Origin of the sequence: Mangrovimicrobium sediminis, from assembly GCF_004745945.1 — a bacterium.
Lineage (GTDB): Bacteria > Pseudomonadota > Gammaproteobacteria > Pseudomonadales > Halieaceae > Mangrovimicrobium > Mangrovimicrobium sediminis.
In genome coordinates this window covers 65,650-81,022 of the sequence record NZ_SRLE01000011.1, presented here as the reverse complement: position 1 = coordinate 81,022, position 15,373 = coordinate 65,650, and the positions used below count along the sequence as shown (strand labels likewise).

The following is a 15,373-nucleotide window of genomic DNA, read 5'->3' as shown; positions in this document are numbered from 1 at the left end:
GATTCAGTCCACAGACTTCCACTGTTCGGGTGTGTAGGTGCGCATGTTCACCGCGTGAATCGCGCCGCTGGCGATCTCCTCGTTGAGCGCCGCATAGATAAGCTGCTGTTTCTTCACCGGGCGCAGGCCCTCGAACACCTCGCCGACGGCGACGATGTCGTAGTTGGCGCCCTCGCCCTGGACGTGAAACTCGCACTCGGGCAGGTGTGCCTGCAGCAGGGCCTTGACGGTCGCGGCGTCCATAGAATTCTCCGGTTCGGGGTTGCGTGCGTGTCCCGCCCCGAGGCTACGCCGGGGGCGGGGAAGGCATTTTAGGGAAAATCGCGGGCGTTGGCGACCGCGCTCAGGAGCTGACTTCGGCCACCACGTTCCAGCCGGCGATCACCTTGTCCAGGTCGCCGTCGTGCTCGCGGGCCGCCGCCTGGAACTGGTTGCGGTAGATCTCGCCCAGGTTCACGCTCTGGATAATCATGTTGCGCAGCTTCCAGGCACCGTCGCCATCCCTGCCCATCTGGTAGTAGACGACGTAGGGCTCGGCCTGGTCCGAATAGATGAGTTGCTCCACCGTCGCGCGCGACTGCTCGGCCTCATCCGGCGCCGGCCGGGACACTTCAATGCGCGAACCGCCAAAGGCCAGCAGCCCCTTGCCGTAGGTCTGTACCAGGCCCGAACGCATGACTTCGGTGAAGCGGTCCAGCTGTTCGCGCAGCTTCTCGCGACCGGCCTCGTCCAGCGAGCGGTAGCGCTCGCTGCTGGCGTAGGGACCCATCACGCCGCGGGCGAAGCCGCGAAAGTCCACCACCGGGTCGAGGATTGCCTCGATCTTGGTGTAGTAGCGCGACGGATCCTCCTCGACATAACCGCGCGCCTCGGCCACGGTCGCCATGACCTGCTCGGTGGTCTGGCGCACCACGTCATGGGCGGTGACCGACGCCTGCCCGGCGCTGGCGAAGCCCACCCACAGAAACAGCCCCAGCACCCACGCCCGCTGCACTCGAATTGCCATGAATGATCTCCACTGGATGAATTTCTACTATTAACCGCTGTGGCGGACTGTATAATCCGCCTCTGGCCTACAACTGCGCGCCTTTAGACCCACGCGTGGCCGGCGCACCCGGTTTGGGACAACAGCCGTACACCTGCGGTTCCTGGCCTGCGCGCGGCGCATACTGTAACAGGAAATATTTCTTTATGCTGTTAGCGGCCGCCACCGTTCTGGTCGGCTTTATCGTCCTCATCTGGAGTGCGGACCTGTTTGTCGCGGGCGCCGCTTCCATTGCCGAGAACATGGGCATGTCGCCCATTGTCATCGGCCTCACCATTGTTTCCATGGGCACCTCGGCGCCGGAAGTCCTGGTGTCCATCACCGCCGCCATGTCCGGCGCGGGCAACCTCGCCGTGGGCAACGCCATCGGCTCGAATATCGCCAACGTCGGCCTGGTGCTGGGCATCACCCTGCTGATCGCCCCGCTGATGGTGCACAGCGGCTGCATGAAGAAGGAGATGCCCACACTGATACTGGTCACCGTCGGCGCCGGCATCCTGATCGCCGACGACGACCTGTCGCAGGTCGACGGCTGGTTGATGATCGGCACACTCGGCGCGCTGGTGATCTTCATGCTGCGCACCCAGCAAAAGGATGAAGTGCTGGTCGGCGAAGCCGAGGAGGAGTACCTGCCGCACCTCAGCCCCAAGCGCGCCTGGCTCACCTTCGCCCTCGGCCTCGGCCTGCTGGTCGGCAGCTCGCGCATGCTGGTTTGGGGCGCCGTGGAGATCGCCTCCACGCTGGGTGTCTCCGAACTGGTGATCGGCCTGACCATCGTCGCGGTGGGTACCAGCCTGCCGGAACTGGCGGCGACCGTGGCCAGCGCCATGCGCGGCCATACCGAGATCGCCCTGGGTAACGTCATCGGCTCCAACCTGTTCAACCTGCTGGTGGTGATGGCCATCCCGGGTATTTTCAGTGCCGCCACCCTGGAGCCCTCGGTGCTCACCCGCGACTACCCGACCATGCTCGGGCTGACCCTGTTGCTCGCGCTGGCCATTTACATAAGCCGGCTGCGCAGCCGCTCCATGGACGGCCACGCCTACGTCGGCCGCAGTATCGGGGTGTTGTTAGTAACTTGTTACGCGCTGTATTATTACTGGTTATATGTCAGCCTCTGATTCAGGGCCCGCAACCATGGCGGACCAACACGTTCCCGGCTTTATCGACTCCGCACTGCGCACCATAGACATGGAAGCAGAAGCGGTAGCCGCACTCGGCCCGCGCATCGGCGCGCAGTTCGAGCGCGCCTGCGAATTGCTGCTCGCCTGCCGCGGCCGGGTGATCGTCACCGGCATGGGCAAGTCCGGCCACATCGCGCGCAAGATCGCCGCCACCCTGGCCAGTACCGGCACCCCCGCATTCTTCGTCCACCCCGGTGAGGCGAGCCACGGCGACATGGGCATGATCACCGCCGAGGACGTGGTCATCGCCCTGTCCAACAGCGGCGAGGTCAGCGAGGTGCTCACCCTGCTGCCCTTGCTCAAGCGCATGGGCACGGGCCTGATCGCCATGACCGGCAATGCGGACTCGACCCTGGCGCGCGCCGCCGACGCCCACCTCGACGCCGGCGTCGACACCGAGGCCTGCCCGCTGGACCTGGCGCCCACCTCCAGCACCACCGCCGCCCTGGTCATGGGCGACGCCGTGGCCATCGCCCTGCTCGAGGCGCGCGGCTTCACCGCGGAGGACTTTGCCTTCTCCCACCCCGGCGGGGCCCTGGGCCGCAAGCTGCTGCTCAAGGTCGGCGACGTGATGCGCGCCGGCGCCGACATCCCAGCGGTGAGCGAATCCACCCCGATGGCGCAGGCCCTGCTGGAAATCAGCAACAAGGGCCTGGGCATGACCACCGTCACCGACGCCGACGGTCACCTGTGCGGCGTGTTCACCGACGGCGACCTGCGCCGCGCCCTTGACGACCGCGTGGACATCAACAACACGCCGATCTCCGCACTGATGTCGCGCAGCGCCAAGACCGTCACCCCGGGCATGCTGGCCGCAGAGGCCATGCGCATCATGGAGGAGAACGAAATCACCTCCCTGGTCGTGGTCGACGAGGACGACCGCAGTTGCGGCGTGCTGCACCTCATGCACCTGCTCCATGCGGGGATCGCCTGAGCCCCGTGGACACACTGCAGGCAAGCGCACGCCGGCTCAAGCTGCTGGCCCTGGACGTGGATGGCGTGCTCACCGACGGACGCATCTACTACAGCGACCGCGGCGAGGAACTCAAGAGCTTCAATATCAAGGACGGGCTGGGCATCAAGCTGCTGCAGCGCGACGGCATCGAGGTGGCGATCATCACCGGGCGCAACTCGCCGGTGGTACAGCGCCGCGCCGACGAACTGGGCATCACCGAGATTGTCCAGGGCCGCGAGGACAAGCTCAGCGCCCTGCGTGAGCTGTGCGCCGCACGCGGTATCGACCCCGCCGACTGCGCCTACATGGGTGACGACCTGCCCGACCTCGCCGCGGTGAGCGCCGCGGGCATCGGCTTCGCCCCCGCCGACGCGGTGCCCGCCCTGCGCGCCGCCGCCGACCACACCTGCACCCTGCCCGGCGGCGCCGGCGCCGTGCGCGAGGCCTGCGAATTCCTGCTCAGCGCTCGCGGCAGCCTGGACAGCCTGCTCGGGACCTACGCCTGATGCCGCGCACTGTCCAGGTCCTGCTGGTTGTCGGCCTGGTGCTGGCGGCCAACCTGTTGTGGGACCCGCTGGCCGAGGACGCCGGTGAGCGCGACAGCGAGCGGCGCGCCAGGCTGCCCAGCGTGTATATCGACGACGCGCGCTCACTCAGTTTCACCCGCGAGGGCGAACTCGCCGATGTGCTCGACGCCCGGCGCGTGGAGCAGTTCGGCCGCCGCGGTTATGCCCTGCTCACCGAGCCGCGCTTCTACTCTCACAGCAGCGGCAGCAACACCTGGTCCGCCTGGGCCGAGCGCGGCCGCTACGAACCGGCCAGCGGCCGGCTGCTGCTGCGCCGCAATGTCGTGCTCAACCACGACCAGGCCGGCACCCGGCTGGAGACCTCCAGCCTCGACGTGCAACTGGATACCCGCGAAGCGCAGACCGAGCGCCCCGTGACCATTACCTGGGACGACAACCGCACCGTCGCCGCCGGTATGCTGGCGCGACTGGACGCCGAAACCATCACCCTGGGACCCGACGTGGAGAGTACCTATGTGCCGCAGCCCTAGCCGCCTGCTTGCCGGCGTTCTCGCCGGCCTGCTCTGGGCCAACCTCGCGCACGCCCTGCCGGGCGACAAGGAACTGCCGATTCGCATCGAGGCGGACTCGGCGCTGCGCGACGAGAACAAGGGCATCACCCAGTACGAGGGCAACGTCAAGCTCGACCAGGGCAGCCTGCATATCGAGGCGGACCGGCTGATCATCCAGCACCAGGCGGACGACGCGCGCAAGATCGAGGCCTACGGACGCCCCGCCATCATGCGCCAGCAGCCGGACGTGGACAAAGGCGTGATCACCGCGCGCGGCCTGACCATCGAGTATTTCCGCGAGGAAGAGCGCGTGCTGCTGACCGATGAGGCGAGCGTGGAACAGGACGGCTCCATCGCCAGGGGCGACGTGATCGACTACGACATCCCCAACAAACTGATCCAGGTCGGGCCGAAACAGGGCGACAACGGCAGCCGCGTGCATGTGATCATCCCCGCCCAGACCGCGCAGCAGGTCCAGGACAACCAGAAGCAGGACAAACAGGCACAGGACGCAGCCCCCGACCCCAACCAGGTCGCGGACCCCAACGCCCCCCTGCCGGCGGCACAAGCGCAAGCGGAGGCCGCCGATGGCGCAACTGAAGGCCAGTAACCTGGCCAAGGCCTACCGCGGCCGCGAGGTGGTGCAGGACGTCTCCCTGCATATCGACAGCGGCCAGGTGGTCGGCCTGCTCGGCCCCAACGGCGCCGGCAAGACCACCTGTTTCTACATGATCATCGGTATCATCCCCGCCGACCGCGGGCGCATCGAATTGAACGGGGATGACATCACCCGCCTGCCCATGCACCAGCGCGCGCGCCACGGCATCGGCTACCTGCCGCAGGAGGCCTCGGTGTTCCGCAAGCTGTCGGTGGGCGACAACATCCTCGCCATCCTGGAAACCCGGCCGGACCTCAACAAGCAGCAGCGCCTGGAGCGCCGCGACCAGCTGCTCGAGGAATTCCACGTCTCGCACCTGCGCGACAGCCTGGGGCAGTCGCTGTCCGGCGGTGAACGGCGCCGCGTGGAGATCGCCCGGGCCCTGGCCACCGAGCCGGATTTCATCCTGCTCGACGAACCCTTCGCCGGCGTCGACCCGATCTCGGTCAGCGACATCAAACAGATCATCCGCCACCTGCGCGATCGCGGCATCGGCATCCTGATCACCGACCACAACGTGCGCGACACCCTCGATATCTGCGAAAAAGCCTACATCGTCGGCGAGGGCCATATCATCGCCTCGGGCACTGCGCAGGACGTGCTGGACAACGCCCAGGTACGCAAAACCTACCTCGGGGAGCAGTTCCGCCTGTAGCCCGCCGCCCCGCGCAAGTCGGGGTAAATGTCAATAAGCAAATTTCGCGCCAAGCTGTTGCCTCTGCTTGCGCCGGAAGGCTAAACTCACAGACAGTTGTTCAATCGCGACGCCCCTCCCCGGGGTGTCTGAGGTCGCTACCAACAATCGATGAAGCAGTCGCTCCAGCTCAAACTTGGCCAGCAGCTGACCATGACGCCTCAGCTGCAACAGGCCATCCGCCTGTTACAGCTCTCCACGCTGGATTTGCAGCAGGAGATCCAACAGGCGCTGGACAGCAACCCATTGCTGGAGGTGGGCGAGGAAGACACCGAGCCCCGCGCCGAGGCTGAATCCGCAGCGGAAAACCGCAACAGCCAGGCCGAGGGTGAAACCGCGAGTGCCGGCAGCGACAGCAGCGAAAACGACTGGGACAGCGGCGGCGAGACCGGCCTCAACGGCGCCGACGTCATCCCCGACGAACTGCCCGTGGACACCCAGTGGGAAGACCTGCTGCCCTCCAGCGCCGCGCCGAGCATGGCCGCGGCAGACGACACCGATGCCGACTATGAGGGCCGCAACGGCGCCCGCGAATCCCTGCAGGACCACCTGCTGTGGCAGCTCAACCTGACCCGCTTTTCCGACACCGACAACCTCATCGCCCTGGCCATTGTCGACGCCACCGATGGCAACGGCCGCCTGACCCTGAGCCTGGAGGAGATCCACGAGTCCTTCGAGCCGGAGCTGGATATCGAGATGGATGAGGTGGTCGCGGTGCTGCACCGGCTGCAGCAGTTCGAGCCCGCCGGCGTGTGCACGCGCAACCTGCAGGAGTGCCTGCTGGTGCAGCTGCAGCAGCTGCCGCCGACCACCCCGCACCTGGAACACGCCCGGCTGATACTCAACCGCTACCTGCCACAGCTGGCGGGCGGTGATTTCAGCCAGATCCTGCGCCGCACCCGGCTCAAGGAAGAGCAGCTCAAGGACGCCCTGGGCCTGATCCAGTCGCTGGACCCGAACCCCGGCGAATCCTTCGCCCCGGACGAGATCGAGTACGTGGTGCCGGACGTGTTCGTGAGCAAGCGTGAGGGCCGCTGGCTGGTGGAGCTCAACCCGGACATCGCGCCCAAGCTGCGCATCAACAGCGAATACGCGGGCATGATCAAACGCGCGGACAACAGCGCCGAGAACACCTACCTGCGCGACAACCTGCAGGAGGCGCGCTGGTTCCTGAAGAGCCTGCAAAGCCGCAACGAGACCCTGATGAAAGTGGCGACGAAAATCGTCGAACACCAGCGCAACTTCCTCGAGTACGGCGAGGAGGCGATGAAACCGCTGGTGCTGCACGACATCGCCGAGGCGGTGGAGATGCACGAGTCGACCATCTCGCGCGTCACCACGCAAAAGTACATGCACACGCCGCGCGGTATCTTCGAGCTGAAGTATTTCTTCTCCAGCCACGTCGCCACCAGCGCCGGCGGCGAATGTTCCTCCACCGCCATCCGCGCCCTGATCAAGAAGCTGGTGGCCGCGGAAAACCCGCGCAAACCCCTCAGCGACAACAAGATCGCCCAGTTGCTCGAGGACCAGGGCATCAACGTCGCCCGGCGCACTATCGCCAAGTACCGCGACAGCCTGCACATTCCCCCGTCCAACGAGCGCAAACGCCTGGTATGAGCACAAGCACGCGCGGTATTCGTTATATCGGCGGGCGCGCCGGTGGACTAGACTCGCAAATAACAGCTATGGAAAATCCGGCGGCGCCGCCGGTACCGGGAGCAAGCCCGGGTTCACGCAAAGAAGGAGCCAAGCTATGCAACTGAACGTCAGCGGTCATCACGTAGAGGTCACCGAGCCCCTGCGCAGCTACGTAGAAAACAAGTTCGAGCGCCTGCAACGCCATTTCGACAACATCACCAACACCCAGGTCACGCTGATCGTGGAGAAAATGGTGCAGAAGGCCGAGGCCACCCTGCACATCTCCGGCGCGGACCTGTTCGCCCAGGCGGAATCCGAAGACATGTATGCCGCGATCGACGCCCTGGCCGACAAGCTGGACCGCCAGTTGATCAAGCACAAGGAAAAATCACGAGGCCACTGACCCGTCCCCAATGCAAGCACTAGCAGAAATCCTGACCCCGGAACGCACCGCCTGTCACGTTCCGGGGCTCAGCAAGAAACGTCTTTTCGAGAGCCTCGCCCGTATCATCAGCGACGACCAGCCGGAACTGTCCTACGACGACGTCTTCGGCCAGTTGATCGCGCGGGAGAAGCTCGGCAGCACTGGCCTGGGCCAGGGCATCGCCATCCCCCACTGCCGCATCGAGGGTTGCGGCGCGCCCCTGGGCGCCCTGCTCACCCTGGCCGAACCCATCGACTTCGACGCCCCGGACAACAAGCCGGTGGACCTCGTGTTCGCCCTGCTGGTGCCTGAGGGTGAACACCAGAAGCACCTCGACACGCTGGCCGGCGTCGCGCGCCTGTTCAGCCAGTCCGACTACTGCGAGGCCCTGCGCAAGGCCGCGGACAACGACGCCCTGTTCGCCGTGGCCGCCGGAGACGGCGACGACTGAGCATGCGCCTGATCATCATCAGCGGCCGTTCGGGGTCGGGCAAGAGTACCGCCCTGCACCTGCTGGAGGATGAGGGCTACTACTGCATCGACAACCTGCCCGTCTCCCTGCTGCCGGCCCTAGTCGAGGAGACCGGCCGCGAGTCCTACGCGCAGTTTCGCGGCACCGCGGTGTGTATCGACGCGCGCAACGCCTGGCAGGACCTGGCGGATTTCCCGCAGGTGCGGGACTCGCTGCCGGCCAGCGTGGCGGTCGAGATCCTGTTCCTCGAGGCGCAGGACGCCACCCTGACCAAGCGCTTTTCCGAGACCCGGCGCAAGCACCCGCTGAGTTCCGGCGATACGCCGCTGGCGGACGCCATCGAGCGCGAGCGCGCGCTGCTGGAACCGCTGGCCGCGGACGCCTCGCTGATGCTCGACACCAGCAGTATGACCATCTACGAGCTGCGCGACGCGATCAAGCAGCGCCTGCTCGGCTCCAGCGCCGGCAGCATGTCGATCACCTTCCAGTCCTTCGGTTTCAAGCGCGGCGTGCCCGCGGACGCCGACCTGGTGCTGGACGTGCGCATGCTGCCCAACCCGCACTGGGTCCAGGAACTGCGCGCGAAAACCGGACTCGATGCGCAAGTGCGCGACTACCTCGAGGCGCAGCCGCCGACCGGCGAGTTGTACGCGGATATCCGCTATTTTCTCGACCGCTGGCTGCCGCGCTACCGCGAGAGCAACCGCAGCTACATGACCGTGGCGATAGGTTGTACCGGCGGACAACATCGGTCAGTATATCTGGCTGACCGGCTGTACCGGCACTACCGGGAACTGTTTCCCGAAGTGCATCTGAGACACAGGGAACTACCGTAGTGATCGAGACCCAGGTCACCATAATCAATAAACTGGGCCTGCACGCGCGTGCCGCTGCCAAATTCGTCGGCTGTACCTCGGCGTTTTCCAGCCGCATCATGGCCGGCCGGGACGGCGACATGGTCGACGCCAAGAGCATCATGTCGGTCATGATGCTGGCCGCGGGCAAGGGGACCACGCTGGACCTGCATATCGATGGCGACGACGAGCAGGCGGCACTGGCCGCGCTGGTCGAGCTCATCGAAAACCGCTTCGGCGAAGCGGAATAAACCCGCAAGACCAAATCCCACAGCGCAACGTAACCAGTTACTGCGGCGCAGTCAGTTGCCGCAGCGTAACTAATTGCGTTGTGGCGCCGCGCGGAAATTCCGCATAATCGTCGCCTGCGCCGTTCCGATCAACCTGGCCAAGGGAAGCACCGCATGTCGCCGAACAAGCCCACATCGCAGGAGACCCTCGACAAGCTGAGCGAGGCCCTGGAGAGCGGCGCCATGGTCCGCGGCCGGCGCATGCTCAACGGCCTGTCCCCGGCGGAAATCGCCCACCTGCTGGAATCCTCGCCACCGCGCTTCCGCGACGTACTGTGGAAAATGGTCGACGTGGACGTCGAGGGCGAGGTGATCGGCGAACTCGGCTACGAACTGCAGGCCCACTACCTGTCGCAGATGGATGCCGCCGAGGTGGCGTCGATCACCGAGGGCCTGGCGGACGACGACCTCGCCGACATCCTGCAACAGCTGCCGGACACCATCACCCAGGAAGTCCTGGACGCCATGGACCACCAGGACCGTGCGCGCCTCGAGCAGGTGATGAACTACCCGGAGGACGTGGCCGGCGGCCTGATGAGCACGGACACCATCACCATCCGCGCGCGCATCACCCTGGACGTGGTGCTGCGCTACCTGCGCCGCCACGCGGAAATCCCCAAGATGACCGACAACCTGATCGTGGTGAACCGCTCGGACCAGTTCATCGGCCTGCTGCCGTTGCGCACCCTGCTGGTGGCGGACCCCACGGCCAGCGTGCGCGAGATGATGATCACCGACATCGACCCGATCCCGGTGGACATGCAGGATGCCGAAGTGGCGCGCCTGTTCGAGCGCAACGACTGGGTGTCGGCGCCGGTAGTCGACGAGAGCGGCCGGCTGCTCGGCCGCATCACCATCGACGACGTGGTCGACGTGATCCGCGAGGACGCGGACCACTCGTTCATGTCCATGGCCGGCCTCGACGAGGACGAGGACACCTTCGCGCCGATCTCGCGGGCGGCGCCGCGGCGCGCCATCTGGCTGGGCATCAACCTGGTCACCGCGTTCATCGCCGCCGCCACCATCAACCTGTTCGAGGACACCATCGCCAAGGTGGTGGCCCTGGCGGTGCTCATGCCCATCGTCTCGTCCATGGGCGGCATCGCCGGCACACAGACACTCACTGTGCTGGTGCGCGGTATCGCCATCGGCCAGGTCGGGCGCAACAACCAGGTGTGGCTGCTCAACCGCGAGTTGATCATGGGCGCCCTCAACGGCCTGTTGTGGGCCGCGGTGGTGGCGGTCGCCGCCTCCCTGTGGTTCGACGACTGGGCGATCGGCGCGATCATCGCCGCGGCGATGGTGATCAACCTGATTACCGCCGCCTTCACCGGCGCCGCGCTGCCGCTGCTGCTGACCCGGGCGGACATCGACCCGGCCCTGGCCGGCGGCGTCATCCTCACCACGGTGACTGACGTGGTCGGCTTCGCCTCTTTCCTCGGCCTTGCGAGCGTGTTCTATGCGTGACGGAATCGACAGCGACGACGCCTACGACGAGGAGGCGCTGGGCCCGAGCAAGACCCGGCTGAAAAAGGAGATGCACGCAAGGCAGGCCCTCGGCGAGCGCCTTACCGAGCTCAGCAACAAGCAGCTGGCACAGATTCCGGTGGAGGACGAGGGCCTGCTGCGCGCCATCCACGAAACCCGCAACATCAACTCGCGCAGCGCGCGGCGCCGTCACCTGCAGTACATCGGCAAGCTGATGCGCGACATCGACCCGGCGCCCATCGAGGAAGCGCTGGACCGCCTGTTCCAGCCGGCGCGGAAGGCCAACGAGAAGTTCCACGCACTGGAGCGCCTGCGCGACGAGACGCTGGGGGCAGGTCTGGACGGCGTGGAACTGGTACTGGCGAAGTATCCCGAGGCGGACCGCCAGCAGCTGCGCCACCTGCTGCTGCAGCACCAGCGGGAACGCGAGCGCCAGCAGCCGCCGGCCGCCAGCCGCAAGCTGTTCCGCTACCTGCGCGAGTTGTCGGAAGCCGCGGGCTGATTCGGGTCCGCCGCCGGTGCCGTCACCGGTGCGGCGTCGGCGCTGTCCGCCTGAATTTCCTGCACGGTAAGCGGTGCGTTGGGGTCGGGTGCCGCCGGCGAACCCGGCACTGCAGGTAGCGGCACAACCCCGTCACCACCGCCCGCGGCCAGCGGCACCCTCACCGTATTCGGGTCCGGCGCTGCGCCGCCGGACAAGCGCAGTTCGTCATCGAACATGCGGTCGAAGGCAAACTCCGGGGCTTCCCAGGTGCCGCCGATACTGTAGACGCCGCTGGACAGCCGGTTGACCTGTTTCTCGAACACCTTGCTGAACACGAACACCCCCGCCGCTACCGGCAGTCCGCCGGCCAGGGCCGCCACCCAGGGCAGGTTGTTGGCGACCGGCAGGGTGGCCACCAGTTCGCCGTCCAGGCTGCGCGTGGCGATGTCTGACACGCCGCTCATGGCGAAGGCGCTGGAATTGCCGGATACGGTGAGGCTGGACAGCTCGATACTACCGGGATGGAAATACACCTCGCCGTCCATGCGGTTGAAGGTGATGCCGGACTCGAACACATGCGACAGGCTCAGGCCCTGCAGCACACCGGCGAGATTGAGCAGTTCCAGCACCTTGAGCGCGCCGGTACCACCCGGGGTCTGCAGGAAACTGCCCTCGCCGACGTCGATGGCCATGCTGCCGTCGAGCTGCGCCAGCGCAAAGGCGTCCGGCGCCCCGGGCCACGCCAGGTCCAGGTCCAGGCGGCCCTCGCTGGTTTCCAGGGTGCGCGCGTAGCCCAACAGTTCCAGGGTGTCGCCGAAATCCCCGAACACCAGCGGCGCGTTGAGCCGCGACTCGCCGCCGTCGCGCCACACCAGCTTGGCCGGCTGCTCCGGCGTGAGCTGCAGGCCCGCCAGCGACCCGGTGATGTCGCTGGCGGCGAATTCGCCGCCGGCGCCGCCGAGCAGGAACTGCAACTGGCCGACGTCCTTGCCATGCCACAACAGGCGCTGCGCCTGCACTTCGGTGACTGCCAGCTCCGGCAGCGACTCACCGGCCACCGCCTGTACCGTTATCGCCGGTTCGCCCAGGACCGGCGCATCGGGCCTCTCCATCAGCAGTGCCAGGTCGAGTGCGGAGAGCGCCAACAGCGCGGGCTGGCCCGGGCGCTCACGGTATTCGCCACCGCCCCAGGCGGCGTCGAAGCGGGTGTCGAGGCCGGCGTCGCCGTAGCTGAGGCTGAAGGTCACGTCGGTGAAGGACTTGCCCCACAACAGCAGCTGGCGCGCGTAGACGTCTTCCAGGTCAAGAGTCAGCGCGGGGGCTGCAGCATCGTCAGCGGTGGCAGTGGTGTCAGCGTTGGCATCGGCGCTGGCATCGGCGACCGTGGCAGTGCCCGGCGACGCCTGCCACAGGTAGCGGCCGGCGAAATCCTGCCAGGCGCGCACATCGACCAGGTCCGCTTCGCCAGCCACGCGCACCCGGCCCGCACGCAGCGCCGGCGGCGGTTCGGCCAGGCCCAGGGTGGCGCCGTACACCGCCTGTTCGTCCAGGCCCAGGCGCAGTTGCAGGGCATCGTCCAGGGCGAGGTCGAGTTCGCGACGCCCCTCGCCCAGGGGCACCCGCAGCGTGAATGCCGCCGCTTCGGCGGCGGGCTTGGCCCAGGGCCGGGGCAGGTCCAGCGCCACCCCCTCCAGGGTCGAACTCACCTGCAGCAGCGGGGCCTGTGCCTGCCCGAGCTGTACCGACACCGTCACGTCAGTACTGCCATTGGCCAGTTCCAGCGGCTGCAGCGGCAGCCAGGCGCGCAGGCTCTCGGTGTCCGCGTGACCGCGCACCTCGATGTCGATCAGCTGGGCCGCGCCCGCCCCGTCCGCCGCATGCTGCGAGACGTCCGCCTGTAGCGGACGCCCCCACAGGCTGCCGCTCAGGTCGCGCGCGTGGAAGCCGCGCTCGGAGTCGTAGTGCACGGTGCCGGCCACGTTTTCCACCAGCAGGTTGCCCGGGTTGATCCCCACGTCCATGGTTTGCACCCGAGCTTGCAGGTCGATAAACGGCGGCTCGCGGCTATCGGCCAGGTTCAGGCCCAGACGCAGGCGTGTCGCCAACTCGCCATCGGCGCTCCAGTCGTCAAACGCGCCGCCGGTAAGCTGCCGCAGCGGCGAATTGCGCACCACCTGCAAGCCGTCCGCGGCGGGGCCGGTCACCTCACCATCCACCGCCAGGCGCATGGCGTGGTCCGCGTCCATCCAGCCCTCGGCGCTCAGGCGCTGCACACTGGAAGTGTAGAGACGGGCGCTGTCCGCCCACAGGCTGACGTTGGTGTCGTCCACGATCAGCGTGCCGTCGAAATCGTCCACCGCGGGCCAGTCCGGCTGGTACTGGACACGGGTCTGGGCCAGGTCGGTAAACAGTTGCACGGTGCGCAGGGGCGCGCCGTCCATTTTCAGGCTGCCGCGCCAGATGAAGCCTGCGTAGTTCACCCGCCCCTCGCCCACCGCGCCCTCCAGCCAGCGCAGCAGTGCGGCGTCGAGCAGGTAGGGTACGTACTTGCCGCGAAAGCCGGGGTCGCTGTCGCGCAGCCCGACCAGCAGGTCCATCTCGATACCGGTCGCCCGCTCGCGCAGGGGGATGGTCAGGCCGAACAGGGCGCGCACCGTGCCCTCTTCGCCGCGGGCGGTGATCAGCCCGCTGCGCAGGCGCACGTCGTCCACATCCCAGTCGATGGACATGCTGGCGACCAGTTCGGCGTAAGTCTGCGGCGCGTGGTAGACGGTGGGAAATTCGAGGCTGATGTCGCGGCTGTCGATGAGCACCGTGCCGCCCTCCCCGGACAGCTCGAAGTAACCGTCCGCGCCGCGCACCGCCGGGGTGCCGCGCCAGGAGTCCACCGCCAGGCCGAGGAAATTGCCGGACAGGCGCCAGTCGCGCCCGGTCTCGCGCTGCTCGGTATTCATTTCCAGCGCGCTGAGCCGGCCGGCCGGCGACAGCGCGTCGAACACCGACTGCCAGCGCTCCGGCAGCGAGGCCGCGTGCATCAGCGCGCTCCACGGCGCCAGTTCCACATCCGCGGCGCGCACGCGCAGCGAGCGCTCCCAGGCGTCCAGTTGCAGGCGCGGCAGGCTGGCCACTACCTGGTCGCGGCTGGCGCGCAGGTCGTCCAGGGTCACCGTCCACTGGCGGCGCTCGCGGCGCAGGGCGGCGCGCCCGGACAGGGCGTCCAGGGGCAGCTGCCAGCTGCCGTCGCGCGCATCGACGGACAGCCCGCTGGCGGCCAGTTCCAGGTCCAGGGCCGGTTCGCCGCGGTCCCAGCGCGCCCACAGCTGCCCGCTCATCTGCCCCGTGGGCCAGGCCACCGGGGGGTTGGGGAACAGGGCCGCCAGCGACTCCATCTGGCCGGACTGGATATCCGCGTAGGCCTCGCCGACGAAGGAGTCCGGCCGGAACGGGTCGCCCAGGCCGCTGCCGGAAATGGCCAGGCGGGTGCCATTGTCGCTGCGCAGGGTCGCCTCCAGCTCGCGGCTGCTGCCGTTGCGCGACAGGTGCAGGTCGAGCACCAGTTCGCGCCGCTCGCCGTTGGGCAGGGCGAGTTCCAGGGTGTTGTCGCGCAGCGTGAGGTACTCGATATTGAGCAGGAACTCGCGCAGCCAGTCGCCCATCTCGCCCTCGCCGTCACTGAGCTGGGGAATCACCAGGCGCCCGTCGGCGGTGAGTTCCGCGCGCAGGTGCAGGGCCTCCAGTTGCAGGGAAGTGAACTGCAGGCTGCGGGTGGCCAGGGAGTCGAGCACGTCGATACCGATGCGCCCGCCGATCAGCTGCAGGGGCGCGTCTCCGGCGCCGGGCGGCGCGATGCGTAGATCGTGCAGGGCGATCTCCGGGGTGAAGGAATTCCAGTCGCCGCTGACGTTGGCGGCCTCCACATGCAGCGGCAGGCGCTGGTTGAGCGCCGCCAGCACCTGGTCCTGGAACAGGGAGAGATTGCCGGTCAGCAGGCGGCCGATACTGACGTACACCGCGAGCAGGATGATCGCCGTGATCGCCAGCCCCCAGAGGGCCCGGCTCAAGCTGTGAAAGATGGATTGCTGCAAGTCTCGGATTCCACCCGCGTCATC

The 15,373-nt window shown here is 67.3% G+C and carries 16 protein-coding genes; 13 read left to right on the top strand and 3 right to left on the bottom strand.

Features of this window, described 5'->3' with window-relative positions:
• Positions 1–3: 3 nt before the first annotated feature.
• Together E4634_RS15665 and E4634_RS15660 are read right to left on the bottom strand one after the other, a co-directional pair.
• On the bottom strand, positions 4–243 hold the full coding sequence (locus E4634_RS15665) for a BolA family protein (RefSeq protein WP_135445590.1): 240 nt from the start codon (positions 241–243) through the stop codon (positions 4–6).
• 100 nt (positions 244–343) lie between these two features.
• A complete protein-coding gene (locus E4634_RS15660) occupies positions 344–1,006 on the bottom strand; it encodes an MlaC/ttg2D family ABC transporter substrate-binding protein (protein ID WP_135445588.1) in 663 nt (220 codons plus the stop codon).
• A 185-nt stretch (positions 1,007–1,191) separates the two neighbouring features.
• Between E4634_RS15660 and E4634_RS15655 the strand changes: the two genes are divergently transcribed.
• From E4634_RS15655 to yjgA, 13 genes are all read left to right on the top strand, one after another.
• On the top strand, positions 1,192–2,166 hold the full coding sequence (locus E4634_RS15655) for a calcium/sodium antiporter (RefSeq protein WP_135445586.1): 975 nt from the start codon (positions 1,192–1,194) through the stop codon (positions 2,164–2,166).
• Positions 2,167–2,182: 16 nt separating this feature from the next.
• Positions 2,183–3,163 carry a KpsF/GutQ family sugar-phosphate isomerase gene (locus E4634_RS15650; protein WP_240725212.1) on the top strand — a complete coding sequence of 327 codons (981 nt, stop codon included), beginning with the start codon at positions 2,183–2,185 and terminating at the stop codon, positions 3,161–3,163.
• A 5-nt stretch (positions 3,164–3,168) separates the two neighbouring features.
• Complete coding sequence (locus tag E4634_RS15645; protein ID WP_206046912.1) at positions 3,169–3,690, top strand: KdsC family phosphatase; 522 nt, start codon at positions 3,169–3,171, stop codon at positions 3,688–3,690.
• Positions 3,690–4,241: an LPS export ABC transporter periplasmic protein LptC gene (gene lptC, locus E4634_RS15640; protein ID WP_135445584.1), complete on the top strand. Its 552-nt coding sequence runs from the start codon at positions 3,690–3,692 to the stop codon at positions 4,239–4,241. Before E4634_RS15645 ends, lptC begins: the two co-directional genes overlap by 1 nt.
• Complete coding sequence (lptA, locus tag E4634_RS15635; protein ID WP_135445582.1) at positions 4,225–4,872, top strand: lipopolysaccharide transport periplasmic protein LptA; 648 nt, start codon at positions 4,225–4,227, stop codon at positions 4,870–4,872. The genes lptC and lptA overlap by 17 nt, the downstream gene beginning before the upstream one ends.
• Complete coding sequence (gene lptB / locus E4634_RS15630; protein ID WP_135445580.1) at positions 4,850–5,575, top strand: LPS export ABC transporter ATP-binding protein; 726 nt, start codon at positions 4,850–4,852, stop codon at positions 5,573–5,575. Before lptA ends, lptB begins: the two co-directional genes overlap by 23 nt.
• 150 nt (positions 5,576–5,725) lie before the next feature.
• Entirely contained in the window at positions 5,726–7,231 is a 1,506-nt protein-coding gene (locus tag E4634_RS15625; RefSeq protein WP_135445579.1) for an RNA polymerase factor sigma-54, read from the top strand.
• Positions 7,232–7,367: 136 nt separating this feature from the next.
• On the top strand, positions 7,368–7,655 hold the full coding sequence (gene hpf / locus E4634_RS15620; RefSeq protein WP_135445576.1) for a ribosome hibernation-promoting factor, HPF/YfiA family: 288 nt from the start codon (positions 7,368–7,370) through the stop codon (positions 7,653–7,655).
• 10 nt (positions 7,656–7,665) lie between these two features.
• Positions 7,666–8,127, top strand: a complete 462-nt coding sequence (ptsN, locus tag E4634_RS15615; RefSeq protein WP_135445574.1) for a PTS IIA-like nitrogen regulatory protein PtsN — start codon at positions 7,666–7,668, stop codon at positions 8,125–8,127.
• 2 nt (positions 8,128–8,129) lie between these two features.
• Entirely contained in the window at positions 8,130–8,984 is an 855-nt protein-coding gene (rapZ, locus tag E4634_RS15610; protein WP_135445573.1) for an RNase adapter RapZ, read from the top strand.
• Positions 8,984–9,253, top strand: coding sequence for an HPr family phosphocarrier protein (locus tag E4634_RS15605; protein ID WP_135445571.1), 270 nt, complete (start codon positions 8,984–8,986; stop codon positions 9,251–9,253). Before rapZ ends, E4634_RS15605 begins: the two co-directional genes overlap by 1 nt.
• 153 nt (positions 9,254–9,406) lie before the next feature.
• Positions 9,407–10,759 carry a magnesium transporter gene (gene mgtE / locus E4634_RS15600; RefSeq protein ID WP_135445569.1) on the top strand — a complete coding sequence of 451 codons (1,353 nt, stop codon included), beginning with the start codon at positions 9,407–9,409 and terminating at the stop codon, positions 10,757–10,759.
• A complete protein-coding gene (gene yjgA / locus E4634_RS15595; protein ID WP_135445567.1) occupies positions 10,752–11,282 on the top strand; it encodes a ribosome biogenesis factor YjgA in 531 nt (176 codons plus the stop codon). The genes mgtE and yjgA overlap by 8 nt, the downstream gene beginning before the upstream one ends.
• Here the strand turns inward: yjgA and E4634_RS15590 are convergent.
• Positions 11,249–15,349 (bottom strand): YhdP family phospholipid transporter, encoded by a 4,101-nt coding sequence (locus tag E4634_RS15590; RefSeq protein ID WP_135445565.1) that lies wholly within the window; start codon positions 15,347–15,349, stop codon positions 11,249–11,251. The two genes, yjgA and E4634_RS15590, sit on opposite strands and share 34 nt — an antisense overlap.
• Positions 15,350–15,373: the final 24 nt, after the last annotated feature.